General features: G+C 61.6%; 22 protein-coding genes. 16 read left to right on the plus strand and 6 right to left on the minus strand.

Annotated elements, in window-relative coordinates; genetic code table 11:
• Positions 1-131 precede the first annotated feature (131 nt).
• Complete coding sequence (locus ACIQAL_RS00350) at positions 132-1,694, plus strand: alkaline phosphatase D family protein (protein WP_401141268.1); 1,563 nt, start codon at positions 132-134, stop codon at positions 1,692-1,694.
• A gap of 245 nt (positions 1,695-1,939) precedes the next feature.
• On the plus strand, positions 1,940-2,881 hold the full coding sequence (locus ACIQAL_RS00355; RefSeq protein WP_401141271.1) for an AEC family transporter: 942 nt from the start codon (positions 1,940-1,942) through the stop codon (positions 2,879-2,881).
• Positions 2,882-2,904: 23 nt separating this feature from the next.
• On the opposite strand, the gene ACIQAL_RS00360 is transcribed toward ACIQAL_RS00355, so the two are convergent.
• From ACIQAL_RS00360 to gatC, 5 genes are all read right to left on the minus strand, one after another.
• Positions 2,905-3,957: a calcium/sodium antiporter gene (locus tag ACIQAL_RS00360; RefSeq protein ID WP_401142355.1), complete on the minus strand. Its 1,053-nt coding sequence runs from the start codon at positions 3,955-3,957 to the stop codon at positions 2,905-2,907.
• Positions 3,958-4,006: 49 nt separating this feature from the next.
• Positions 4,007-4,381: a septal ring lytic transglycosylase RlpA family protein gene (locus ACIQAL_RS00365; protein WP_401141274.1), complete on the minus strand. Its 375-nt coding sequence runs from the start codon at positions 4,379-4,381 to the stop codon at positions 4,007-4,009.
• Between the two features lie 224 nt (positions 4,382-4,605).
• A complete protein-coding gene (gene gatB / locus ACIQAL_RS00370; RefSeq protein ID WP_256665045.1) occupies positions 4,606-6,051 on the minus strand; it encodes an Asp-tRNA(Asn)/Glu-tRNA(Gln) amidotransferase subunit GatB in 1,446 nt (481 codons plus the stop codon).
• 11 nt (positions 6,052-6,062) lie between these two features.
• The gene (gatA, locus tag ACIQAL_RS00375) at positions 6,063-7,514 is read right to left on the minus strand and encodes an Asp-tRNA(Asn)/Glu-tRNA(Gln) amidotransferase subunit GatA (protein WP_401141277.1); all 1,452 of its coding nucleotides are present in this window, start codon (positions 7,512-7,514) and stop codon (positions 6,063-6,065) included.
• 15 nt (positions 7,515-7,529) lie between these two features.
• Positions 7,530-7,817, minus strand: coding sequence for an Asp-tRNA(Asn)/Glu-tRNA(Gln) amidotransferase subunit GatC (gatC, locus tag ACIQAL_RS00380; RefSeq protein WP_401141280.1), 288 nt, complete (start codon positions 7,815-7,817; stop codon positions 7,530-7,532).
• 207 nt (positions 7,818-8,024) lie between these two features.
• On the opposite strand from gatC, the gene mreB reads away from it, so the two are divergent.
• From mreB to tldD, 8 genes are all read left to right on the plus strand, one after another.
• A complete protein-coding gene (gene mreB / locus ACIQAL_RS00385) occupies positions 8,025-9,062 on the plus strand; it encodes a rod shape-determining protein MreB (RefSeq protein ID WP_020292894.1) in 1,038 nt (345 codons plus the stop codon).
• Between the two features lie 219 nt (positions 9,063-9,281).
• Positions 9,282-10,418 carry a rod shape-determining protein MreC gene (gene mreC, locus ACIQAL_RS00390; protein ID WP_401142358.1) on the plus strand — a complete coding sequence of 379 codons (1,137 nt, stop codon included), beginning with the start codon at positions 9,282-9,284 and terminating at the stop codon, positions 10,416-10,418.
• Complete coding sequence (mreD, locus tag ACIQAL_RS00395) at positions 10,418-10,909, plus strand: rod shape-determining protein MreD (RefSeq protein ID WP_065990112.1); 492 nt, start codon at positions 10,418-10,420, stop codon at positions 10,907-10,909. Before mreC ends, mreD begins: the two co-directional genes overlap by 1 nt.
• Positions 10,910-11,195: 286 nt before the next feature.
• Entirely contained in the window at positions 11,196-11,807 is a 612-nt protein-coding gene (locus tag ACIQAL_RS00400; RefSeq protein WP_401141283.1) for a Maf family protein, read from the plus strand.
• A complete protein-coding gene (rng, locus tag ACIQAL_RS00405; protein ID WP_166593718.1) occupies positions 11,804-13,261 on the plus strand; it encodes a ribonuclease G in 1,458 nt (485 codons plus the stop codon). Before ACIQAL_RS00400 ends, rng begins: the two co-directional genes overlap by 4 nt.
• A gap of 202 nt (positions 13,262-13,463) precedes the next feature.
• Positions 13,464-17,279, plus strand: coding sequence for a YhdP family protein (locus tag ACIQAL_RS00410; RefSeq protein WP_401141286.1), 3,816 nt, complete (start codon positions 13,464-13,466; stop codon positions 17,277-17,279).
• 326 nt (positions 17,280-17,605) lie between these two features.
• Positions 17,606-18,457, plus strand: coding sequence for a carbon-nitrogen hydrolase family protein (locus tag ACIQAL_RS00415; protein ID WP_401141289.1), 852 nt, complete (start codon positions 17,606-17,608; stop codon positions 18,455-18,457).
• 2 nt (positions 18,458-18,459) lie between these two features.
• Positions 18,460-19,899, plus strand: a complete 1,440-nt coding sequence (tldD, locus tag ACIQAL_RS00420) for a metalloprotease TldD (protein WP_401141291.1) — start codon at positions 18,460-18,462, stop codon at positions 19,897-19,899.
• Positions 19,900-19,947: 48 nt separating this feature from the next.
• Here tldD and yjgA read toward each other — a convergent pair whose 3' ends face one another.
• Positions 19,948-20,469 (minus strand): ribosome biogenesis factor YjgA, encoded by a 522-nt coding sequence (gene yjgA / locus ACIQAL_RS00425; protein WP_166593714.1) that lies wholly within the window; start codon positions 20,467-20,469, stop codon positions 19,948-19,950.
• A 93-nt stretch (positions 20,470-20,562) separates the two neighbouring features.
• Here yjgA and pmbA point away from each other — a divergent pair, with 93 nt between their 5' ends.
• From pmbA to ACIQAL_RS00455, 6 genes are all read left to right on the plus strand, one after another.
• The gene (gene pmbA, locus ACIQAL_RS00430; RefSeq protein WP_166593713.1) at positions 20,563-21,909 is read left to right on the plus strand and encodes a metalloprotease PmbA; all 1,347 of its coding nucleotides are present in this window, start codon (positions 20,563-20,565) and stop codon (positions 21,907-21,909) included.
• A 304-nt stretch (positions 21,910-22,213) separates the two neighbouring features.
• Positions 22,214-22,621, plus strand: a complete 408-nt coding sequence (locus ACIQAL_RS00435; protein WP_401141294.1) for a FagA protein — start codon at positions 22,214-22,216, stop codon at positions 22,619-22,621.
• On the plus strand, positions 22,602-23,978 hold the full coding sequence (locus ACIQAL_RS00440) for a class II fumarate hydratase (RefSeq protein WP_401141296.1): 1,377 nt from the start codon (positions 22,602-22,604) through the stop codon (positions 23,976-23,978). Before ACIQAL_RS00435 ends, ACIQAL_RS00440 begins: the two co-directional genes overlap by 20 nt.
• 38 nt (positions 23,979-24,016) lie before the next feature.
• Entirely contained in the window at positions 24,017-24,478 is a 462-nt protein-coding gene (locus tag ACIQAL_RS00445; RefSeq protein WP_401141298.1) for a hypothetical protein, read from the plus strand.
• A gap of 1 nt (position 24,479) precedes the next feature.
• Positions 24,480-25,100, plus strand: coding sequence for a superoxide dismutase (locus ACIQAL_RS00450; RefSeq protein WP_401141301.1), 621 nt, complete (start codon positions 24,480-24,482; stop codon positions 25,098-25,100).
• Positions 25,101-25,118: 18 nt separating this feature from the next.
• Complete coding sequence (locus ACIQAL_RS00455; RefSeq protein WP_401141303.1) at positions 25,119-26,006, plus strand: ZIP family metal transporter; 888 nt, start codon at positions 25,119-25,121, stop codon at positions 26,004-26,006.
• Positions 26,007-26,013: the final 7 nt, after the last annotated feature.

Consider the following 26,013-nt stretch of genomic DNA (forward strand, 5'->3'; position numbering starts at 1 on the left):
TGCACGAATTTTCGCGAATGAATTCGCTCCCACAGGTGATGCGCTTTCCCACTGACTTCCGGCCTGTCACAAACCCCCAACATTCGGTTGTTAGGTTCCTGTCTTTGGCATTCGCTGGAGAGGGATGAAACATGACTCAGTTCGACCTGACACGCCGACGCATCATTCAAGCCGCTGGCGCCGGATTGCTCTTGCCGGGCCTGGCCCCAGCGGTCATTGCCTCGGTCAAGGACCGCCCGAAGATGACCGACGGCGTGCAGGCTGGCGATCTGATGGGTGATCGCGCGATGGTCTGGAGCCGCAGCGACCGCCCTTCGCGCATGGTCGTGGAATGGGACACGCGCAGCATGTTCACTGATCCGCGTCGCGCCGTCTCGCTGCTGGCTGATCAGCGCACTGACTTCACCGCTCGCGTCGAACTGACCGGCCTGCCCACCGATCAAGCCATTTTCTACCGCGTGTTCTTCGAAGACGCGCAAACCGGTGTCGCCAGCGAGCCGTGGTTCGGTCACCTGCGTAGCGTGCCGCAGACCCGCCGTGACATCCGTTTCGTCTGGAGCGGCGACACTGTGGGGCAGGGTTTCGGCATCAATCCGGACATCGGCGGCATGCGCATCTACGAAGCGATGCGCTTGCGTCTGCCGGATTTCTTTATCCACAGCGGCGACACCATTTATGCCGACGGCCCGGTGCCCGCCGAGGTGGTCACGGAAGGCGGGCGGATCTGGCGCAACCTCACCACCGAAGCCAAGAGCAAGGTCGCCGAGACCCTTGACGAATACCGCGGCGCCTATCGCTACAACCTGATGGACGAGAACTTGCGCCGGTTCAACGCCGAGGTGCCGCAGATCTGGCAGTGGGACGACCACGAAGTCACCAACAACTGGTCGCCAAGCAAACAGCTCGACGAGCGCTACAAAGTCAAAGACATACAATTGTTGGCCTCACGCGGACGTCAGGCGTTTCTGGAATACGCGCCCATGCGTTTGCAGAGCGCCGACAATGGCGGGCGGGTGTACCGCAAGCTCAGTTACGGGCCGATGCTCGACGTGTTCGTCCTCGACATGCGCAGCTACCGCGACGGCAACGACGCCAACCTGGCCGACAAACCGGGGCCGACCACGGCATTTTTGGGGCGCCAGCAATTGGACTGGCTCAAGCGCGAATTGCGGGCGTCGAACGCGCAGTGGAAGGTGATCGCGGCGGACATGCCCATCGGTCTCGGTGTGCCGGACGGCGAGGTCAGCCCCGGCGTGATGCGTTGGGAGGCCATCGCCAACACCGACAACGGCTCCCCAAAAGGGCGTGAGCTGGAAGTCGCCGAGCTGCTGGGGTTCCTGCGTCAGCAGAAGGTTCGCAACACGGTATGGCTAACCGCCGACGTGCATTACTGCGCGGCCCATCACTATCACCCGGATCAGGCCGTGTTTCAGGACTTCGACCCGTTCTGGGAATTCGTCGCCGGCCCGTTGAATGCAGGGAGCTTTGGGCCGAACACACTGGATAAGACGTTTGGCCCGGAGCTGGTGTTCCAGAAAGCCCCGCCTGCGCAGAACACCTCGCCCTTCGCCGGGTTTCAGTTTTTCGGCGAAGTGAACATCGACGGGCAGAGCGGCGAGATGACGGTAACGCTGCGGGATCTGGACGGGGTGTCGGTGTTCGAGAAGAAGCTGGCGTCTATGATTCCGTCTTGATGTAAAACACCGTAAAACCTGTAGGAGCCGGATTGCTGGCGAAAGCGTCGTGTCAGAGACGTAAACGTTGGCTGACCCAACCGATTCGCCAGCGAGCCGGCTCCTACAGGTTCCGCAGTGTCAGACAGTGCTTCAACAAAGGCACACCTATTGCGGTTGTACGACCTCTACGCAAATCCCGGTAACACTTAGCTCGCCACTCGCCTATCATTAGCCACCTAACGACATCTCAGGGTTTGGTGTGCATGCTGGCAATTTTTTGGGAAACCCTGAACATCACCGCACCGGTCTTCGCCATGCTGTTTCTTGGCGTGTTGCTCAAGCGGATCGGCTGGATCAATGACAGCTTCATTCACACTGCGTCTTCGCTGGTGTTCAACTGCACCATGCCCGCGTTGCTGTTCCTCGGCATCATCCACGCTGACCTGCACGCGGCGCTGCAACCGGGCGTCTTGATCTACTTTATCGTCGCCACCCTGGTGGGCTTTGCGCTGGTCTGGGGCTGGGCGATCTATCGCGTGCCCTTCATCGAGCGCGGCATTTATGTTCAAGGGGCGTTTCGCGGTAACAACGGTGTGATCGGCCTCGCGCTGGCGGCCAGCATGTACGGCGATTACGGCATCTCACTGGGCGCGATCCTCGCCGCGCTGGTCATCCTTTTCTACAACACGCTCTCGACCGTGGTGCTGGCGGTCTACAGCCCGGTGATCAAATCCGACCCGTGGAGCATCTGCAAAAGCGTCTTCGCCAACCCGCTGATCATCAGCATCATTGCCGCGACCCCCTTCGCGTACTTCGGCATCAGCTTGCCGAAATGGCTCGACACCTCCGGCAGCTACCTGGCGCAGATGACCTTGCCGCTGGCGTTGATGTGCATCGGGGGGACTTTGTCGCTGAAATCGTTGCGCGAGAGCGGCGGCCTGGCGGTCAGCGCGGGCCTGATGAAAATGGTGTGGTTGCCACTGATCTGCACCGCGGGCGCATGGCTGCTGGGCTTTCGTCACGCGGAACTGGGGATTCTGTTTCTTTACTTCGGCGCGCCCACGGCCTCCGTCAGCTTCGTCATGGCACGCGCGGCCGAGGGCAATCATGAGCTGGCGGCGTCGATCATCGTCATGACCACCTTGGCAGCAGCGGTGACGACCAACCTCGGGATCTTCATTTTGCAGTGGGGCGGGTGGATCTGACCGCAGACGTGCAGGCGTTTCCCTCAGTGTTGTCGACGCCACGCGCGAACCGTGCTGAGCAATACCGCCATGCCCAACACCGGCAACGCGTAATGAATCATCAGCCGTTCGAGCCGATCCGCCAGCGGCATACCGGTGGTGAACGACACGATGTGCAGCCCGTACACCGCGTAAAGTACCAACAGCAATAGGCCTTCCAGCCGGGTGATGCGATAGCCGGAGTAGAACAGCGGCAGGCACAGGACCGCGACGCCGAGCATCACGGGCAGGTCGAAGTCCAGTGCGTTCGGTGAGATCGACAAAGGCGCCGAGGCGATCAGCGAGGTGATCCCCAACACGCCCAGCAGGTTGAACAGGTTGCTGCCGATGATGTTGCCCACCGCGATGTCACGTTCGCCACGCAGCGCTGCGATCAGCGAAGTCATCAAGGCGGGGAGGGACGTGGCGACGGCGATCACGGTCAGGCCGATCACCCGTTCCGACAATCCCAGGTCCTGGGCGACAACGGCGGCCGCGCCCACCAGCAAATGACTGCCAAAGATCATCAAGGCCAACCCGCAGGACATCACCGCCAGGCGGCCAAGGATCTGCCAGACTTTGCGTTTTGGTGTTTCGTCAGTGGGGTTGAAATGCCGGGCGCCGTGGGCGAACTGGCGCACGACCACGACCAGATAACCGGCCATGGCGATCAACAGCACCACGCCGTCCAGTCCGCTCAACACCCCATTCCACGCCAGCCCGGCAACCAACGCCGTGGCGCCGATCATCAGCGGCAGGTCCACGCGCACCAACTGCCGCGCCACCCGCAACGGGATGATCAACGCCGACAAGCCGAGGGTCACCAGAATGTTGAAGATGTTGCTGCCGATGACGCTGCCCACCGCGATGTCGGTGCTGTCCGTCAGCGCAGCTTGCAGGCCTACGGCCATTTGCGGCGCGCTGCTGCCGAGGGCGACGACGGTGAGGCCGAGAAACAGCGGCCGGGTTTTCAGCAGGGCAGCCAGGGCCACCGCCGCGCGCACCGACAGTTCGGCGCCGACGATCATCATCAGCAGGCCACCGATCAGTTCGATCAGCGTGGGCAGCGGCAGGGTCGAGAGGGCGAGAATTCAGGGCACCACTGAGTCAGTCGTCGAGAGCTTGCACCCGCACTTGGGCGGTTCCGCTGCGCAGCATACCCAATTGTTCAGCGGCAGCGCGCGATACGTCGATCAATCGGCCACGGGTATGCGGCCCGCGATCGTTGATGCGGACGATGACCTTGCGGTCGTTGTCGAGGTTGGTGACTTGCACGCGGGTGCCGAACGGCAGTTGGCGGTGCGCCGCGGTCAGGGAATTCTGGTCGAAGCGTTCACCGCTGGCGGTGCGCTTGCCTTGGTGGCGAGAGCCGTAATACGAGGCTCCGCCGGTGGCGTTATAGCCGTGGGGATCGATGACGCCTTCGCTGGCACAACCGACCAGCAGGGAGAGCAGGGCGCAAGCGCCGAAGAGCCGCCACATGGGGTGCATTCCTTTGGTGTGTGTTTTTTTTGGCAATTCTGCGTTGCCTGGGATGATGCCTCGTCGGGGTGCCGCCCAGAATAGGTTCTCTCCCACAGACGGCAAAAGCCAGGCTCCGACATCGGCGGCGACGTGAACCCCTGTGGGAGCGAATTCATTCGCGATGGCGATGTGTCAGACACATCCAGTCGTGAATAAATCCGCCCCCCCAGAGAGCGCTGCAATCAGCCTTCCAGCTTGCGCTTCAGCAGTTCGTTGACCTGACCCGGGTTGGCCTTGCCTTTCGACGCTTTCATGGCCTGCCCGACAAAGAAGCCGAACATCTTGCCGCGTTTGGCTTCATCCGCCGCGCGGTACTGTTCGACCTGCTCGGCATTGGCCGCCAGCATGTCGTCAAGAATCGACTCGATGGCGCCGCTGTCGGTCACTTGCTTCAGGCCGCGCTTCTCGATGATCTCGTCCGCGCTGCCTTCACCGTTGGCCATCGCCTCGAAGACCATTTTGGCGATCTTGCCCGAGATGGTGTTGTCGGTGATGCGTTGCAGCATGCCGCCCAGTTGCTCGGCGCTGACCGGCGATTCGTCGATTTCAACGCCTTGCTTGTTGAGCAGAGAACCCAGCTCGACCATGACCCAGTTGGCCGCCAGCTTCGCGTCACCCGCGATGCTCACGACCTTCTCGAAGTAGTCCGCTTGCTCGCGGCTGGAAGCCAGCACGCTGGCGTCGTACAGCGACAGGCCGAACTGCGACTGGAAGCGCTCGCGTTTCTGCGGCGGAAGCTCCGGCAGGGTGGCGCGTGTCTGTTCGAGGAACGCGTCCTCGATGATCACCGGCAGCAAGTCTGGGTCGGGGAAGTAACGGTAGTCGTTGGCTTCTTCCTTGCTACGCATGGCGCGGGTTTCGTTGGTGTTCGGGTCGTACAGGCGCGTTTGCTGAATGACCTTGCCACCGTCTTCGATCAGCTCGATCTGGCGTTCGATTTCGCTGTTGATCGCCTTCTCGATGAAACGGAACGAGTTGACGTTCTTGATCTCGCAGCGGGTGCCGAACTCGACCTGGCCTTTCGGGCGAATCGACACGTTGCAGTCGCAGCGCAGCGAGCCTTCGGCCATGTTGCCGTCGCAGATGCCGAGGTAGCGAACCAGCGCGTGCATCGCCTTGACGTAGGCCACCGCTTCCTTGGCCGAACGCATGTCCGGCTCGGAAACGATTTCCAGCAGCGGGGTGCCCGCACGGTTCAGGTCGATGCCGGTCATGCCGCTGAAGTCTTCGTGCAGGCTTTTGCCCGCATCTTCTTCCAGGTGGGCACGGGTCACGCCGATACGCTTGATGGTCCCGTCTTCAAGGGTGATGTCCAGGTGGCCCTTGCCGACGATCGGCAATTCCATCTGGCTGATCTGATAGCCCTTCGGCAGGTCCGGGTAGAAGTAGTTCTTGCGGGCGAACACGTTGTGCTGGCCGATTTCGGCGTCAATGGCGAGGCCGAACTTGACCGCCATTTGTACGGCTTCCTTATTCAGCACCGGCAGAGTACCGGGCATGCCCAAGTCCACCAGGCTGGCCTGCGTGTTCGGCTCGGAGCCGAACGTGGTGGCGCTACCGGAGAAAATCTTCGATTGGGTGGTGAGCTGGGTGTGAATCTCCAGCCCGATGACGACTTCCCATTGCATGTGTTTTCTCCTTAGAAGCCTGCAGGTGAACGCAGATGCCAGTCAGTGACTTGCTGGTATTGATGAGCAACGTTCAGCAAGCGGCCTTCCTGGAAGTACGGCGCGAGCAGTTGCACGCCCACCGGCAAGCCATCGGCGAAACCGGCTGGCATCGACAGGCCCGGCAGGCCCGCGAGGTTGGCGGTGATGGTGTAGAAGTCTTCCAGGTAGGCGGAAATCGGGTCGGCGTTCTTGGCACCGATTTTCCAGGCCGGGTTTGGCGTGGTCGGGCCGAGAATGACGTCAACGTCCTTGAATGCGTTCATGAAGTCGTTCTTGATCAGGCGACGGATCTTCTGCGCTTGCAGGTAGTAAGCGTCGTAGTAACCGGCGGACAGCGCGTAGGCACCGACCATTATCCGGCGCTGCACTTCCGGGCCGAAGCCTTCGCCACGGGAGCGTTTGTACAGGTCGGTCAGGTCTTTAGGGTCTTCGCAGCGGTAGCCGAAACGCACGCCGTCGAAACGCGACAGGTTGGAAGAGGCTTCTGCCGGGGCGATCACGTAGTAAGCAGGGATCGCGTGTTGCAGGTTCGGCAGGCTGACTTCCTTGACCACGGCACCGAGCTTTTTCAGCGCTTCGACGCTGGCCATGACCAGATCGGCGATACGCGAGTCGAGGCCCGCGCTGAAGTATTCCTTCGGCACGCCAATGCGCAGGCCTTGCAGCGAGCCATTCAGACTGGCGCTGTAATCCGGCACGGGTTCGTCGATGCTGGTGGAGTCATTGATGTCGAAACCGGCCATGCCTTGCAGCAGCAGGGCGCAGTCTTCGGCCGTGCGCGCCATCGGGCCTGCCTGGTCCAGGCTCGACGCGTAGGCGATCATGCCCCAGCGCGACACACGACCGTAGGTCGGTTTCAGGCCGGTCAGGTTGGTCAGCGCGGCAGGCTGGCGAATCGAACCGCCAGTGTCGGTGCCGGTGGCGGCAGGCAACAGGCGCGCAGCCACCGCAGCCGCCGAACCGCCAGACGAACCGCCCGGCACGTGTTCGAGGTTCCACGGGTTCTTTACGGCGCCGTAGTGGCTGGATTCGTTGGCCGACCCCATGGCGAATTCGTCCATGTTGGTCTTGCCCAGGGTCACGGTGCCGGCGGCGGCCAGCTTGGCGACGATGGTGGCGTCGTACGGGGCCTTGAAATTGTCGAGCATCTTCGAGGCGCAGCTGGTGCGGATGCCCTGGGTGCAGAACAGGTCCTTGTGCGCCAGCGGGGCGCCCAGCAGGGCGCCGTTCTCGCCAGCGGCGCGGCGGGCGTCAGCGGCCTGGGCCTGGGTGATGGCCAGGTCTTCGGTGACGGTAATGAAGCTGTTGATCTGCGGGTCCAGCTGGGCGATACGCGCAAGCAGGGAGCGGGTCAGTTCTTCGGAAGAAAACTGTTTGTCGGCGAGTCCGCGAGCGATCTCGGCCAGAGTCATATGATGCATTGCAGGCTCATTCCCTTAGTCGATGACTTTCGGAACCAGATAAAGGCCGTCTTCGACCGCTGGTGCGATGGCTTGATAGGCTTCGCGGTGATTGACCTCGGTGACCGCGTCTACACGCAGGCGTTGCGAGGCTTCGAGCGGGTGCGCCAGTGGTTCGATGCCGGTGGTGTCCACCGCTTGCATCTGGTCAACCAGCCCAAGAATGCTGTTCAGTGCTTCGGTAGTACGCGGGATATCGGCGTCATTGAGCCCCAGTCGGGCCAGATGAGCGATTTTTTCCACGTCGGAGCGATCAAGCGCCATGGGGTTCTCCAGTGGAAGGCGCACGGAATGAGCCGTACGTCAGATTGCGGAACACTACGCGATTTTGACGGTCATAAGGCCGCGATCGTCGAGGGTAGTGCTCGGAAAAACAGCCAATTTAGCATATTGGCTCCTTGCCCAAAATCCCTGTCGTTGTTAGAGTTTGCCGCACTTTTTTACCCACGCGTTCCCTAGGGTCCCTTTCCCATGTTCAAGAAACTGCGTGGCATGTTTTCCAGCGATCTTTCCATCGACCTGGGCACTGCCAACACCCTTATTTACGTGCGTGAGCGCGGTATTGTCCTGAACGAGCCATCGGTTGTGGCCATTCGGACCCACGGAAATCAGAAGAGCGTCGTTGCTGTCGGGATGGAAGCCAAGCGTATGCTGGGCCGTACCCCGGGCAACATCGCTGCCATTCGTCCGATGAAAGACGGCGTCATCGCCGATTTCAGCGTGTGCGAAAAGATGCTCCAGTATTTCATCAACAAAGTGCACGAAAACAGCTTCCTGCAGCCAAGCCCTCGCGTATTGATTTGCGTGCCGTGCAAGTCCACCCAGGTTGAGCGTCGCGCCATTCGCGAATCGGCCCTGGGCGCTGGCGCACGTGAAGTGTTCCTGATCGAAGAGCCAATGGCCGCTGCCATCGGTGCCGGTCTGCCGGTCGAAGAAGCCCGTGGTTCGATGGTCGTCGACATCGGTGGTGGTACCACTGAAATCGCCTTGATCTCGCTGAACGGTGTGGTTTACGCCGAATCCGTACGTGTGGGCGGCGACCGTTTCGACGAAGCGATCATCACTTACGTGCGCCGTAACTACGGCAGCCTGATCGGTGAATCCACCGCAGAGCGCATCAAGCAGGAAATCGGCACCGCCTATCCAGGTGGTGAAGTGCGCGAAGTCGACGTACGCGGCCGTAACCTGGCCGAAGGTGTCCCACGAGCCTTCACCCTGAACTCCAACGAAGTGCTGGAAGCGTTGCAGGAATCCCTGGCAACCATCGTTCAGGCCGTGAAAAGCGCGCTGGAGCAATCCCCTCCGGAACTGGCATCGGACATCGCCGAGCGCGGTCTGGTGCTGACCGGTGGTGGCGCCTTGCTGCGTGACCTGGACAAGCTGCTGGCCCAGGAAACCGGTCTGCCGGTGATCGTCGCCGAAGATCCGCTGACCTGCGTCGCTCGCGGTGGTGGTCGTGCGCTGGAAATGATGGACAAGCACACTATGGATCTGCTCTCCAGCGAATAAGTCGCCGGATGGCCCCATGCTGTCGAACGGGTGGCGCTTCCGGCGCTGCCCGTTTGTGCCTGACCTGTTGACGTCTTCTCTTGACGCTGCAAGGCTTGCACACCTTCTTTCCGTCAATCCGCACCAGGCCGGTTTCATGTCGCATGAATAAGCACAGCCAAACACAAGCATCCCTGGAAGGAGCGGCCCATTAAACCGCTTTTCTCAAAGGGCCCGTCGCTGGGCGTTCGTCTGTTGGTGCTGGTCGTCCTCTCCGTGGCCGTCATGGTCGTGGACGCACGTTTCACTCTGCTCAAGCCTGTTCGCAGCCAGATGTCGCTGGTGCTGATGCAGTCCTACTGGATTGCCGACTTGCCTGAACGTTTGTATCAAGGCGTTGCCAGCCAGTTTGGCAGCCGCACCGAACTCGCTGCCGAAAACGAAAAACTCAAGACTGAAAACCTGCTGCTCCAGGGGCGCCTGCAGAAGCTGGCCGCACTGACCGAGCAGAACGTTCGCCTGCGCGAACTGTTGAACTCATCCGCGCTGGTCAACGAGAAGGTCGAAGTCGCCGAGCTGATCGGCATGGACCCGAACCCTTTCACTCATCGCATCATCATCAACAAGGGTGAGCGCGACGGCGTGGTGCTGGGTCAACCGGTGCTCGATGCCCGTGGCCTGATGGGGCAGGTGGTCGAGTTGATGCCATACACCTCCCGCGTGTTGCTGCTGACCGACACCACCCACAGTATTCCGGTGCAAGTGAATCGCAACGGCCTGCGAGCGATTGCCAGCGGCACCGGCAACCCGGAGCGCCTTGAGCTGCGGCACGTGGCGGACACCGCCGACATCAAGGAAGGCGATCTGCTGGTGAGTTCCGGTCTGGGTCAGCGCTTCCCGGCGGGCTACCCGGTGGCGACGGTCAAGGAGGTGATTCACGACTCCGGCCAGCCATTCGCGATCGTTCGCGCCGTCCCGACTGCTGCGCTGAACCGCAGCCGCTACCTGCTGCTGGTGTTCTCCGATGGCCGTTCGCCGGAAGAGCGCGCCGCCGACGCTGCGCAACAGCAGGAGTCGCTGGACCGTCAGGCTGCTGATCCGTCTGCCGTGCCGTCTGCCACCGTGCCAGGCGTTGCGCCGGTTGCGACCCCGAACAAACCCGTTGTCCCAGCGACCGTGCCGAAACCCGCTGCGACTGGCCACAGCACGTCGTCAGCCCCGGCCGCGGCGCCTGCAACGACGCCCGTTGCGACGCCAGCCGCCACCCCGGCCAAGCCCGCGAGCAAACCACCGGCCAAGCCGCCCGCCAAGCCCGCTGCGACCAGACCGGCCACGCCAGCGCCTGCCCCTGCCGCAACGCATGAGAGGGAAGAATAATGGCGCGTCATGCCCCTGCACGTAATGGCTGGGTGGTCTGGTTGACCTTCGCCATCGGCCTGCTGCTCAGCGTTTCGCCGCTGCCGCAATTCATGGAAATCTTTCGCCCGCTGTGGCTCGCGTTGCTGCTGGCGTTCTGGGCCTTGGCCTTGCCGCACAAGATCGGCATGGTCACGGCGTGGATGCTGGGCCTGGCCGAAGACGTACTCTACGGGACGTTGCTGGGGCAAAACGCGTTGATCCTGACGCTGATTACCTTCCTCGTCCTGTCGTTGCAACAACGCTTGCGGATGTTCCCGATGTGGCAGCAATGCCTGGTGATTCTGGTGATCTTCGGCCTGGCGCAGTTGGTGCAGCTGTGGCTCAGCGCCCTGACCGGCAACCGCCAGCCGACCCTTGCGCTGGTATTGCCCGCGCTGGTCAGCGCCTTGCTCTGGCCGTGGGTGAGCTACGGCTTGCGCGGGTTGCGATTGCGTTTGAAGATTAATTGAAGAGTCGCCCCCGGACTGCCTTTGATTCTGGCCGCAGGCCGTAGGAGCTGCCGGGGTGGCGCTCCACCTTGCCTGCGATCTGGCGCGTAGCGGCAGGAAAACCGGTGAATACGGTTTGTCTGATAAAACCAGGTCGTATGGTTTTGCTGCCGCTACGCGCCAGATCGCGAGCAAGCTTGCTCCTACGCCCTCCGGGCAGAAGCGGGATCTGCGTGGAGTCTCAGAGCAAGTGTCACCCGTTTTCACGCAACGCCTAAGCTGAAGATCACTGACACGGAGACGTCCCATGCCCCAACTTCTTCTCGCCTCCGGCTCCCCGCGCCGTCGTGAATTGCTGACGCAGATCGGCGTGCCGTTCACCACGCTCAGCGCCGACATCGATGAAACCCCGCTCCCCAACGAAACCCCGACGGCTTATGTCGAGCGCTTGGCCCGTGGCAAGGCTGACGCCGGTTTGCTGCAACTGGCCAATGACCCCGCCTACCCCACCGCCTGCGTTCTCGGCGCTGACACGGCGGTGGTTCTTGACGGTCGTATTCTCGGCAAACCCGCTGACGAAGCCGAATCTCTGGCCATGCTCGCTGCGCTGTCCAATCGCGAACACGAGGTGTTGACCGCCATTGCGGTGGTCGATGAGCAGCACTGTGAAACACGTATCGTCAGCAGTCGCGTGCGTTTTCGTCCGATTTCCCCCGAAGAGGCCCGTGCCTACTGGGCCAGTGGTGAGCCACGGGACAAAGCCGGCAGTTACGGCATTCAAGGGCTGGGCGCCGTGTTCGTGGAAAACCTCAGTGGCAGTTATTCCGCCGTCGTCGGCCTGCCCTTGTGCGAAACCGCAGAAATCCTCCAGCGTTTTGGCATACCCTGCTGGCAATGCCTGGAAGGTGAAAAACCATGAGTGAAGAGATTCTGATCAACATCACGCCGATGGAGTCGCGCGTGGCCGTCGTTGAGAACGGGGTTTTGCAGGAAGTCCATGTCGAGCGCACCCAGCGTCGCGGGATCGTCGGCAACATTTACAAAGGCAAAGTTGTGCGCGTGCTGCCGGGTATGCAGGCGGCGTTCATCGACATTGGCCTGGACCGCGCGGCGTTCATTCACGCCTCGGAAATCTCCATGCGCGAAGGCCCGGCGGTGGAAACCATCAGTTCGCTTGTCCACGAAGGCCAGAGCCTGGTGGTGCAGGTCACCAAAGACCCGATCGGCAGCAAAGGCGCACGCCTGACCACTCAGCTGTCGATTCCCTCCCGCTATCTGGTGTACATGCCGCGCACGGCCCACGTCGGGATTTCCCTGAAAATCGAAGACGAAGTCGAGCGCGAGCGGCTCAAACAGGTCGTCAGCGATTGCGTGGCCAAGGAAGGGATCAAGGAGAAGGGCGGTTTCATCCTGCGCACGGCAGCCGAGGGCGCCGGGGCCGATGAGATCATGATGGACATCCGCTATCTGCGCCGCCTCTGGGACCAGATTGGCGAGCAGATCAAGACCATCGGCCCGGCCAGCGTCATTTACGAAGATTTGGGTCTGGCCCTGCGCACGTTGCGCGATCTGGTCAGCCCGCGAATTGAAAAAATCCGCATCGACTCCCGGGAAACCTTCCAGAAGACCACGCAGTTCGTGGCCGAGTTGATGCCGGAAATTGCCGACCGTCTCGAACACTACCCCGGCGAGCGGCCGATTTTCGACCTGTATGGCGTCGAAGACGAAATCCAGAAAGCGCTGGAGCGCAAGGTGCCGCTGAAGTCCGGTGGCTATCTGGTGATCGACCCGGCCGAAGCGATGACCACCATCGACGTCAATACGGGCGCGTTCGTTGGCCATCGCAATCTCGAAGAGACGATTTTCAAGACCAACCTGGAAGCGGCCACGGCCATTGCCCGGCAACTGCGCCTGCGCAATATCGGCGGGATCATCATCATCGATTTCATCGACATGGAAGACGGTGAACATCAGCGTCAGGTGTTGCGCACGCTGGAGAAGCAGCTGGAGCGCGATCACGCGAAAACCAACATCATCGGCATCACCGAGCTGGGCCTGGTGCAGATGACCCGCAAGCGTACCCGCGAGAGCCTGGAGCAGGTGCTGTGCGAGCCGTGCAGCAGCTGTCAGGGGCGCGGCAAGCTGAAAACGCCCGAAACCATCTGCTACGAGATTTTCCGCGAAATCTTGCGCGAAGCGCGGGCCTATCAGGCCTTGGGGTATCGGGTGCTGGCCAACCAGAAAGTGGTGGATCGGCTGCTTGACGAGGAGTCTGGCAACGTCGCCGAGCTGGAAGTATTCATTGGCCGGACCATTCGTTTTCAGGTCGAAACCATGTATTCCCAGGAACAATATGACGTTGTGCTGCTCTGATTGGGCTCAAAACACCGCTTGAACCGCCGCGCCTTGCGCCGCGCGGTCGTTGACCAGACAACCGAGCCTATTGACGGGCGGATGGCAAGGATGCCTTTCAAAGAGAATTTTGCGTGGCGAATGAGCACTTCCCGGACCTACCCGTAACCGCACGACTGAGCCGGATGCCATTGAAGGGCGCGCTGCCTGGAGGTTCGGCGACATGGAGCGTCTGACACGTTTCATCGCGACCCTGACGCGTTGGGGGCTGAGCGTGTGCGCGCTGGTTTTGGTGTTGATCGCGCTGTACGTCAGCCTCGGCCGCCAACTGGTACCGATGGTCGCCGAGTACCGTGCAGATGTTGAGGTCAAGGCGCAGGCCGCGGTGGGTATGCCGGTCAGCATCGGCCGTCTCGAAGGCAGTTGGAGCGACTTTGCGCCGATTTTCACAGCGCGGGACGTCATGGTAGGCCAGGGTTCTGCCTCGGTGCGTCTGGACCATGTGCGTGCGGTGCCGGACCTGTGGGCCACCCTCAAGGCGCGGCAGGTGCGTATTGCGCGGCTTGAACTCGATGGGCTGCAAGTGGGGCTCAAAGAAGACAAGGACGGGCACTGGGCCCTCCAGGGGTTACCGGTGCAGGATGACAAGCCGTTCGACCCTGAACAGGTGCTGACGCAGATGCAGATGATCTCGACCCTGTCGCTGTTCGACAGTCAGATCACCTTACAGCCCTATGAGCAAGCCCCGCTGACCCTGACTTACGCCAGCATGACCCTCAAGACCGGGCGCTTCCATCAGCGTCTTGACGCCAAGGTGACGCTGCCGGATGGCCAGCCGCTGTCGCTGAACGTACGCTCTAAAGTTCGCGCCAATGCATGGCGAGACGCGGAGGCCGAGGCTTACCTGAGCCTGCCCCAAAGCGAGTGGGCAAAGTGGCTGCCAAAAAGCCTGACACGGGACTGGAAGATCAAGACCCTCAAGGCCGGTGGCGAGTTCTGGTTGACGTGGGGCAAGGGCACGCTGCAATCCGCCGTGGTCCGACTCAATGCGCCACAGTTCAAAGGTGCGTATGCCGACCGCAAGGCCACGAAGATCGACAACCTGGCACTCAACGCATGGCTTCAGCGCGATGACGCCGGCTTCAATGTGTCGGTGAGTTCCCTGGCCATGGACCTTGGCGGCAAACGCTGGGAAAGCCGACTCCAGCTCAAGCAGACGGCGGCGACGTCCGACGCCCAGGAGCTATGGAACGTACAGGCTGATCGGCTGGATCTGACGCCGGTGACGCCGCTGCTCGATTCGCTCGCACCGTTGCCTGACAAGCTGATGGTGGTGCTCGATCACCTGAACGTCACCGGCGGCCTGCGCAACGTGCTGGTCGATTATCGTCCGCAGGCCGAGAGCGCCAAGCGTCTGAGCTTTGCTGCCAATCTGGACAAGGTCGGTTTCGACGCCTATCACGGCGCGCCTGCGGCCGGAAATGTCAGCGGCGCCATCAGTGGCGACTTGGGGCAGGGCGAACTGCGCCTGAACACCGACGATTTCATGCTGCACCTGGACCCGATCTTCAAGAACGAATGGAATTATCACCACGCCGATGCACGCCTGACCTGGGCGTTGGACGATCAGGGTTTCACGCTGATCGCCCCGTACATCAAGGTGGTCGGTGACGAGGGCAAGATCGCCAGCGATTTCCTGATTCGACTGCATTTCGATCAGGCTCAGGAAGACTACATGGACCTGCGCGTCGGGCTGGTGGATGCCGATGGTCGCTACACGTCCAAATACCTGCCTGCGGTGCTCAGCCCGTCGCTTGATCATTGGCTGCGCACGGCCATTCTCAGCGGCAACGTCGAACAGAGCTTCTTCCAGTATCAGGGCTCGCTGAATCACGACGCGCAGGACGTGGCGCGGGTCATCAGCCTGTTCTTCAAGGTGCGGAACGCCAATCTCGCGTTCCAGCCCGGCTGGCCGCAGCTCACCGGTGTCGATGGCAACGTGTTCGTCGAGAACAGCGGGGTGCGTATTCGAGCCACCAAAGGCCAGTTGCTCGGCACTCAGGTGAGCAACGTGGCGGTGGACGTGCCTCACGTGCCGTCGGGACAATCGAGTCATCTGCTGGTGGACGGTGACTTCAACGGCAGTCTGCAAGACGGCATGAAGATTCTGCAGGAAGCGCCCATCGGCACCGCCCAGACCTTCAACGGCTGGCAAGCGGAAGGGCCGCTGCAAGGGCATATCAATCTGGACATCCCGTTGGTCAAGGGCCAGGAGCCCAAGGTCGCTGTGGATTTCAACACCGACAGTGCCCGTTTGCGGTTGCCTGACCCGGTGCTTGATCTGACCCAACTCAAGGGCAATTTCCGTTTCGATTACGCCAAAGGCCTGAGCGGCAAGAACATCAAGGCCATGGCGTTCGACAAGCCCGTCAATGCCGAAATCTTCGCCGAAGGCAAGCCGGGAGCGCCGCTGACGCGCATCACGGCCAGCAGCCAGATCGCGACCAAACGCCTGACGGACTGGCTGAACGTCACCCAACCGCTGCCAGTGTCCGGGGATCTGCCGTACCAGTTGCAACTGACGCTGAATGGCGCCGACAGCCCGCTGCTGATCAATTCCAACCTCAAGGGCGTGGCCATTGACTTGCCTGCGCCGTTCGGCAAAACCGCCGATGAAACCCGCGACACCGATTTCCGTATGAACCTGCAAGGGGCCGAACGGCGCATCGGCGTGGGCTATGGCAACCTGGCCAATTTTGCCTTCGCGGCCCCCGGCGGCAAGTTCGAGGACGGCCGTGGTGAGCTGTTCATTGGCGAGGGCGGGGCGATCATTCCGGACAGCAAGGGCCTGCGTGTACGCGGCTCGCTGCCCGAACTGGACATCGCGCCGTGGCAGGCGATGGTTCAGCGCTATGCGGGTAACGATCCGGGGGGCAGCGCCAAACAGTTGGTCAACAGCGTTGATCTGCAGATTGGCAAGCTGACCGCCATGGGCACGACGCTGGATCAAGCCAACGTGCAGCTCAAGCGCAATGACGCCAGTTGGGGCCTGTCGCTGGACAGCGCGAAGATCAAGGGCACGGCGACGCTGCCAGACGACAAGACAACACCCGCTGACATCAACCTGCTGTACGTCCGTTTGCCCGCGCCGGACCCGAACGCCGCCGTGGTGGAAAACGCGCCTGACCCGTTGGCGGACGTCGATCCGCACAATATTCCTGCGATGAACATCAAGATCACCCAGCTGTTTCAGGGGGATCAACTGGTGGGGGCCTGGACATTGAAGGCTCGGCCCACGCCTGCAGGCCTTCAACTGAATGACATGGACCTGGGTCTTAAGGGCATTTCCCTGGTGGGCAACGGCGGCTGGGAAGGCACTCCGGGTTCGACGAGCAGTTGGTTCAAAGGCCAGGTGGCGGGGAAAAACCTCGCCGATGTGCTGAAGGCATGGGGTTTTGCGCCGACGGTGACCAGTCAGGAATTCGAGATGAATGCCGATGGCCGCTGGCCGGGTTCGCCTGCTTGGGTGGGGCTCAAGCGGTATTCCGGCAGCCTCGACGCCACGCTCAAAAATGGCCAGTTCGTTGAAGTGGAGGGTGGGGCGCAGGCGTTGCGGGTGTTCGGCCTGCTCAACTTCAACTCCATCGGCCGTCGTTTGCGACTGGATTTCTCGGACTTGCTGAACAAAGGGCTGAGTTACGACCGTGTCAAAGGCCTGTTGGTGGCCAGCGATGGGGTGTACGTGACCCGCGACCCGATCACCATGATTGGTCCGTCAAGCAACCTGGAGCTCAACGGTACACTGGACATGGTGCGTGATCGGGTCGATGCCAAATTGCTGGTGACCCTGCCGGTGACCAACAACCTGCCAATTGCCGCGTTGATCGTTGGCGCCCCTGCGATTGGCGGCGCGTTGTTCCTGGTCGACAAGCTGCTGGGTGACCGCGTCGCGCGTTTCGCGAGTGTGCAATACAAGGTCGAAGGCCCGTGGAAAGAGCCCAAAATCACCTTCGACAAGCCGTTTGAGAAGCCGCAGTGAGCGGGCTGGCACTCCGACGGCCTGCAGCAGAAGCAGGTCGCGGCGGGGTTCCTGCTTTCGATTCTGGCCGGAGGCCGTAGGAGCTGGCTTGCCTGCGATCGGCTGCGAAGCAGTCGTAAAACCTGAGGATTCAATCTGTCTGATACACCGCCTGTACAGGTTTTACTGCCGCTGCGGTCGGACGCGACCCCGGGCCGATCGCAGGCAAGCCAGCTCCCACGCCTTCGGCAGAAGCAGGTCGCGGTAGACCTTCAAATCGCGTTCCAGGCAACCCCAATGTCTACGCTTGGAGTAGAGTACGAAGCCTACCGATCAAGGAGCGTTTCATGTCCTTCGCAGTGATTCAGATGGTCAGTCAGAGCGATGTCGCGGGCAATCTCGTTCAAGCGCGCAAGCTGCTGGAACAGGCCGCTGCCTCGGGCGCCAGGCTGGCGGTGCTGCCGGAAAACTTCGCCGCCATGGGCCGTCGTGACATCGCTGCCATTGGCCGCGCCGAAGCGTTTGGCGAAGGTCCGATCCTGCCGTGGTTGAAACTTGCCGCTCGCGACCTCAAGTTATGGATTGTCGCCGGGACATTGCCGCTGCCGCCGAGAGACCGGCCAGAGGGCAAAGTCACGGCGTGTTCACTGTTGGTCGACGATCAGGGCGAACAGGTGGCGCGCTACGACAAGCTGCACCTGTTCGACGTGGACGTAGCGGATGCTCGCGGGCGTTATCGCGAATCCGACGACTATGCTCATGGCAACAACGTCGTGGTCGCTGATACACCCGTTGGAAAACTGGGGCTGACGGTCTGTTACGACCTGCGCTTCCCCGAGCTGTACACCGCCTTGCGACACGCGGGCGCCGAATTGATTACCGCGCCGTCGGCCTTTACCGCCGTGACCGGCGCGGCGCACTGGGAAATCCTGCTGCGCGCGCGAGCCATCGAAACCCAGTGCTACGTGCTGGCGGCCGCGCAGGGCGGGGTTCATCCGGGGCCAAGGGAAACATTTGGACACGCGGCGATCATAGATCCATGGGGCCGCGTACTGGCTGAGCAGGCACAGGGTGAAGCCGTGCTGCTGGCCGAACGAGACAGTGAAGAACAAGCGTCCATACGGGCGCGAATGCCGGTGACGAACCATCGGCGATTTTTTTCGCAGGACGCTTTGCGGCCTGCCAACACCCCGGAGTGAATATGAGCGACTTGTCCTCTGTCAGCGAACACCTTCTGGCCCCCGGCGGCCTGAGCATCGACAGCCTGCAATCGGTGCTGGGTGAGCTGGCCGGTCCTGGAATCGACGCCGCTGACCTGTATTTCCAGGGCCAGATTTCCGAGTCCTGGGCGCTGGAAGACGGCATCGTCAAGGAAGGCAGCTTCAATCTCGATCAAGGCGTCGGCGTTCGTGCGCAGTCCGGTGAAAAGACCGGCTTCGCTTACAGCAATGCGATCACCCCTGAAGCATTGAGCCAGGCTGCCCGCGCCGCCCGCTCGATTTCTCGCGCCGGTCAGAATGGCCGCGTGCAAGCGTTCACCACACAGGACGTCGCCCAGCTCTATGCGCCCGATAATCCGCTGGAGGTCCTGACCCGCGCCGAAAAGGTCGAGTTGCTCAAGCGCATCGACGTGGCCACCCGTGCGCTGGACCCGCGCATTCAGCAAGTCACCGTGAGCATGGCCGGGGTCTGGGAGCGCATTCTGGTGGCGTCGACCGATGGCGGTCTGGCCGCGGACGTGCGCCCTCTGGTGCGTTTCAACGTCAGCGTGATCGTCGAACAGAATGGCCGTCGCGAGCGCGGCGGCCATGGCGGTGGCGGACGTACCGACTACCGCTATTTCCTTCAGGAAGACCGCGCCATGGGCTACGCCCGCGAGGCGTTGCGCCAGGCGCTGGTCAACCTGGAAGCGATTCCTGCGCCAGCGGGGACGCTGCCAGTCGTACTGGGTTCCGGCTGGTCCGGCGTGCTGCTGCACGAAGCAGTGGGCCACGGTCTGGAAGGCGACTTCAACCGTAAGGGCAGTTCGGCCTACAGCGGTCGCATGGGCGAAATGGTCGCTTCCAAACTCTGCACCATTGTCGATGATGGCACCTTGGCCGGTCGTCGCGGCTCGCTGAGCGTGGACGACGAAGGCACCCAGACCGAATGCACCACGCTGATCGAGAACGGCGTGCTCAAGGGCTACATGCAGGACAAGCTCAACGCACGGCTGATGGGCGTTGCCCGTACCGGTAACGGTCGTCGCGAGTCCTACGCGCACCTGCCGATGCCGCGCATGACCAACACCTACATGCTCGGCGGCCAGAGCGATCCGGCAGAAATCATCGCTTCGGTGAAGAAGGGCATCTACTGCGCCAACCTCGGCGGCGGTCAGGTCGATATCACCAGCGGCAAGTTCGTGTTCTCTACCAGCGAAGCCTATTTGATCGAAGACGGCAAAATCACTGCCCCGGTCAAAGGCGCGACACTGATCGGTAACGGTCCGGAGTGCATGAGCCGGGTGTCCATGGTCGGCAACGACCTGTCGCTGGACAGTGGCGTGGGCACATGCGGCAAGGATGGGCAGTCGGTGCCCGTGGGCGTCGGTCAGCCAACGCTGAAGATCGATGCGATCACAGTCGGCGGCACAGGCGGCTGATCTGAAGGTCGTTGCGCCGGGTTGGGATGCCCACCCGGCGCGACTGTTTTAACGCAATCCGCGCTTGGTTTCGTCCAGTTCGCGGATGTATTTGAAGATTTTGCGGGTCGCGGTCGGGGCCTTGTTTTGCTTGGCCTCGTGCTGAGCCTGACGGATCAGCGAACGCAGTTGCTGACGGTCGGCTTCCGGGTACTCATTGACGAACTGTTCGAGCACGTCGTCAGTGCCGCCCACCAACCGGTCGCGCCAGCGTTCCAGATTGTGAAAGCGCTCGTTGTACTGGCGCGTGGAGGCGTCGAGTTGATCGAGCAGGACCAGGATTTCGTCCAGGTTCTGGTCGCGCATCAGCCGGCCAATGAACGAGATGTGGCGCTTACGCGCAATGTGCGCGGTGTGCTTGGGCGCATCGGCCAGTGCCCGACGCAATTCGTCGGTCAGCGGCAGCTTGGCCAGCACATCGGGCTTGAATGTCGTCAAGCGTTCGCCCAGGTCCACCAGAGCGTGAAGCTCTTTCTTGATCTGGGTTTTGCTTTTCTCTCCGTCGAAGGAGTCGTCGTAAGAATCAACCATGGGGGCAGTCCGCAAATAAACGCCGCCATGATAACCAGTCAGGGGCCAAATGTCCGGCCTGGCTGCCGAAATCGGAATTTGATGGAGTAAGTCATGAGTGCATCAGAAAGCGTCGGCCCACAGGCCCTCCCGGCACTGCAACAGCAGGTCGAGCAGATCGTCGCCGAAGCCAAACGCCAAGGCGCGACCGCCTGCGAAGTGGCAGTGTCTGTGGATCAGGGGCTGTCGACGTCGGTTCGTCAGCGCGAAGTCGAAACCGTCGAGTTCAACCGCGATCAGGGCTTCGGCATCACCTTGTACGTCGGCCACCGCAAAGGCTCGGCCAGCACCTCGGCCAGTGGCCCGGACGCCATTCGCGAAACCGTCGCGGCGGCACTCGCCATCGCCAAACACACCTCGGAAGACGAAAGTTCGGGCCTCGCCGATGCCGCGCTGATGGCCCGGGAGCAGCCGGATTTCGACCTGTTTCACCCGTGGGCGATCACGCCGGAAGAGGCGATCGAGCGCGCGTTGATCTGCGAAGCGGCGGCGTTCGATGCCAACAGCCTGATAAAAAACGCCGATGGCACGACCTTGAACGTGCATCAGGGCTGCCGCGTCTATGGCAACAGTCACGGCTTCATTGGCGGCTACGCATCCACCCGCCATAGCCTCAGTTGCGTGATGATCGCCGAAAAAGACGGCCAGATGCAGCGCGATTATTGGTACGACGTCAATCGTCAGGGCGAGCTGCTGATGGACGCAAAACTCATTGGCCAGAAAGCCGCCGAGCGCGCCGCGAGCCGTTTGGGCGCACGCCCGGTGCCGACTTGCGAAGTGCCAGTGCTGTTTTCGGCGGAACTGGCGGGCGGTCTGTTCGGCAGCTTCTTGGGGGCGATTTCCGGCGGCAACTTGTACCGCAAATCGTCCTTCCTTGAAGGCGCTATTGGCCAGCGTCTGTTCCCGGAGTGGATGACCATCGACGAGCGTCCACACTTGATGCGCGCCATGGGCAGCTCGGCCTTCGACGGCGATGGCCTGGCGACCTACGCCAAGCCGTTCGTCGAGAACGGTGACTTGGTGTCCTACATCCTCAGCACGTATTCGGGCCGCAAACTGGGTCTGCCAAGCACCGCCAACGCGGGCGGCGTGCACAACCTGTTCGTTTCCCACGGCACTGAAGACCAGGCCGCACTGATCCGTCGCATGGGACGCGGCCTGTTGGTCACCGAACTGATGGGCAGCGGCCTGAACATGGTCACCGGCGATTATTCGCGCGGCGCGGCGGGTTTCTGGGTCGAGAACGGCGAGATTCAATTCCCGGTTCAGGAAGTGACCATTGCCGGCAACATGCGCGACATGTTCAAGCAGATCGTCGCCGTTGGCAGCGATCTTGAGATGCGCAGCAATATCCGCACGGGGTCGGTGTTGATCGAGAAGATGATGGTGGCAGGGAGCTGATTTCCCCACTTCATAGCATCACCCCAAGGGCCTGCCACGCGCAGGCCTTTTTTTACCGCGCTTTTAAACACACTGCTTAACCCTGTGGGAGCTTCCGGAGGTTACGACGGTGACGAATGGGCTGAATGCGGTCCTTCTGACACACCGGTTTCGCCACTGTCGTAACCTCCAGAAGCTCCCACAAAAAGCTCATCAGCGACTGCGAAATCAACATCATCCCCTCAAGCCGACTCCAATGTCGGGGTTGTTTTGATTCTTAAACTCATTTAATAATGAATCTCATTCGTTAAGTGAGCCTGAGGTCATGGCGACAGTTCTGCACGAGTCCCCCTATCTGGAAAACTGGCGTGCGCTGAGTCTGCGGATTCGCTGTGCCCTGCATCCCGACGAGCCGCGGGCCATTGAGCATTACCTCGCCGAAGGCCGCTATCTCGCGCGTTTCACGGCCACCCCACACGTACTGATCGCCGAAAGCACGTTTCGACTGCTGATCGACACCGCTCGCGACACCGTCCTGCCCTGGCATTGGCGCTGCCTGTGTCTGGATCAGGCCTGGCGGCCGTTACGGGATTTGCAGGTCCTCGCGCACTCCTCCTCGCAACGCCAACGCTGGCAGGCCTTCGCCCATCAACTGGCGACCTGCGTGTTGCAGCCCTCGATTTCTCTCGCTGAACTGATGCAAGGATCTACCGATGAGCAATACCCGTATTGAACGCGACAGCATGGGCGAGTTGCAGGTCCCGACTGACGCCCTCTATGGCGCGCAAACCCAGCGTGCGGTGAACAACTTCCCGATCAGCCAGTTGCGCATGCCACGCCAGTTTGTCCGTGCGCTGCTGCTGGCCAAAGCCGCTGCCGCGCAGGCCAACCTTGAGCTGAAGCAAATCTCCGAAGGGCAGAGCAAGGCCATCGTCACCGCCTGCAAAGAGCTGCTGGCGGGCGACTTCATGACGCATTTCCCGGTGGACGTGTTTCAGACTGGCTCCGGCACCAGCACCAACATGAACGCCAACGAGGTGATCGCTACCCTCGCGACCCGTGTGCTGGGCGAACCGGTGAACGCCAACGACCACGTCAACTGTGGTCAGAGCAGCAACGACATCATTCCGACCACCATCCACGTCAGCGCCGCGTTGGCGATCCACGAACAGCTGCTGCCTGCACTGGGGCATCTGGTGCAGGTCACCGAACAGAAAGCGCTGCAGGTTCACCCGTTTGTCAAAACCGGCCGCACCCACCTGATGGACGCCATGCCCGTGCGCATGAGCCAAGTGCTGAACGGCTGGTCGCAGCAGATCAAGGCCAACGTCGAGCACATCGAAAACCTGCTGCCGAGCGTGCAAGCGCTGGCCCAGGGCGGCACAGCCGTGGGGACCGGGATCAATGCGCATCCGGAGTTCGCCTCGCGTTTCGCCACGCAATTGAGCCGGCTGAGCAACGTTGGTTTCGTGCCGGGCAAAGACCTGTTCGCGTTGATCGGCTCGCAGGACACCGCCGTCGCAGTCTCTGGCCAGTTGAAAGCCACCGCCGTGTCGCTGATGAAGATCGCCAACGACTTGCGCTGGATGAACTCCGGCCCGTTGGCAGGCCTTGGCGAAATCGAACTGGAGGCGCTGCAGCCGGGCTCGTCGATCATGCCGGGCAAGGTCAACCCGGTGATTCCGGAGGCCACCGCGATGGTCGCTGCGCAAGTGATCGGCAACGACGCGGCCATCACTGTGGCGGGTCAGTCGGGCAACTTCGAGCTCAACGTGATGCTGCCGATCATCGCCCACAACCTGCTTGAAAGCATTGAGCTGCTCGCCAACGCCAGCCGCGTGTTGGCCGACAAAGCCATCGCGACCTTCAAGGTCAACGAGGCCAAGCTCAAGGAGGCGCTGTCGCGCAACCCGATTCTGGTGACCGCGCTCAACCCGATCATCGGCTACCAGAAGGCCGCCGAAATCGCCAAGACCGCCTACAAGGAAGCCCGCCCGATCATCGACGTGGCGCTTGAGCACACCGATCTGGATCGCACCCGGCTGGAAACCCTGCTCAACCCGGAAAAACTCACCGCAGGCGGCATCTGACCTGCGACCACCCACGTCAGCGATCAAGGAGACGCGCCATGGAGCATTGGAAAAGCACCATTCTGAAAGGCAATAGCTGCTTCAACCGTGGCGATCTGGTCGACGCCCGCGAACTCTATCTGCAAGCCCTGGCCTTGGCGCAAGTGCTGCTGGAGCGCTGGAAAGACCCTGACGAGGCGGTTGCCGCGTTCGTGATTTCCCATCACAACCTGGCCGATCTGCACCTGAGCCTGAACCAGCCCGAAGAAAGCGCCGAATACCTGTGCTCGGCCCATCAACGCTTGCTGCACGTGATCCAGAACCCGCGCCTGACGCCTGGGTTGCGTCAGGCCGCGTTCCGGCACAGCAACAAAACCTACAGCGAACTGTTGGGCTTCATCAGCGAATACGGTGAATACCCACGCACCCACCGACTGCTCAACAGCAGCGGCGAACACTCACGCTCGGCGCTACAGCGCAACGCCGCTGCCGCCGGCACTTTGTCCTTTGGAGTCCATTGATATGCCGTATACCTTGCCTGCCTTGCCATACGCCTACGATGCCCTTGAGCCGCACATCGATGCGCAGACCATGGAAATCCACTACACCAAGCACCATCAGACCTACATCAACAACCTCAACGCCGCCGTCGAAGGCACCGAATACGCTGAATGGCCGATTGAGAAACTGGTCGCCAGCGTTGGCCAACTGCCAGAAAAACTGCGTCCAGCGGTGATCAACCAAGGCGGCGGTCACGCCAACCATTCGCTGTTCTGGGAGGTCATGAGCCCCAAAGGCGGCGGTCTACCAGGTGGCGCGCTGGCCAAGGCTATCGACGAACAACTCGGTGGCATCGACGCCTTCAAAGAAGCCTTCACCAAAGCCGCACTGACCCGCTTCGGCAGCGGCTGGGCCTGGCTGAGCGTTACGCCGGAGAAGAAGCTGGTCGTTGAGAGCAGCGGTAACCAGGACAGCCCACTGATGAACGGCAACACGCCGATTCTCGGTCTGGACGTCTGGGAACATGCCTATTACCTGCGTTACCAGAACCGTCGCCCGGAATACATCGCTGCGTTCTACAACGTCGTGAACTGGGACGAAGTGGCCAAGCGATATAGCGCCGCCCTTTCCAGCCAAATTTGATAATGAAGTAGACGACCTATGCCTTCGGATTTACTCACCCTCAGCAGCGGACGGTTGTTTCGTCTGGCCATCGGTTCGGTGTTGCTGCTGGTCGGCACAGGGTTGCTCATCGCCCAGGGATTGACCTGGTTGAGCCTTGAACCGCGCATGCTGAGGGCGCTGGAAGGTGGGGCGCTGTGCGCACTGGGCACCGCCCTAGGTGCGGTGCCAGTGTTGGTGATCCGTGGGATGCCGGTGGCGGTGTCCGACGGGTTGCTCGGTTTCGGCGCGGGCATCATGCTCGCGGCGACCGCTTTTTCGTTGATTGTGCCGGGCTTGAGCGCGGCGCAAGGTCTCGGGTTTTCGCAATGGGGCGCGGGCGCCTTGGTCAGCGGCGGGATTCTGGCCGGAGCGGTCGGGCTTTTCATCGTCGACACGCTGGTCTCTCGCGGCCCGCAGCTATCGGAAGTCGCGGACAAACCGGCCATCCCGTCAAACATCTGGCTGTTCGTCATTGCGATCATCGCCCACAACATCCCGGAAGGCATGGCGGTGGGCGTGTCGGCGGGCGGCGGACTGGCCCATGCGGACAGCCTGGCAATGGGCATCGCCTTGCAGGACGTCCCGGAAGGGTTGGTCATCGCGCTGGTTCTGGCGGCGGCGGGCATGTCCCGTTTGAATGCCTTTCTGATCGGCGCGGCCTCGGGGTTGGTCGAGCCGGTCTTCGCCGTGCTCTACGCGTGGCTGGTGGAAATCGCTGCGTTGCTGTTGCCCATCGGCCTAGCCTTGGCAGCCGGGGCGATGCTGCTGGTGGTGACCCACGAAATCATCCCCGAGTCCCGTCGCAACGGGCACGACAAGATCGCCAGCCTCGGGCTGCTGGTCGGATTTTGCCTGATGATGGTGATGGACACGGCGTTGGCGTAGCGACAAG

Origin of the sequence: Pseudomonas sp. NPDC088368, from assembly GCF_044753445.1 — a bacterium.
GTDB classification, from domain to species: domain Bacteria; phylum Pseudomonadota; class Gammaproteobacteria; order Pseudomonadales; family Pseudomonadaceae; genus Aquipseudomonas; species Aquipseudomonas bambusae.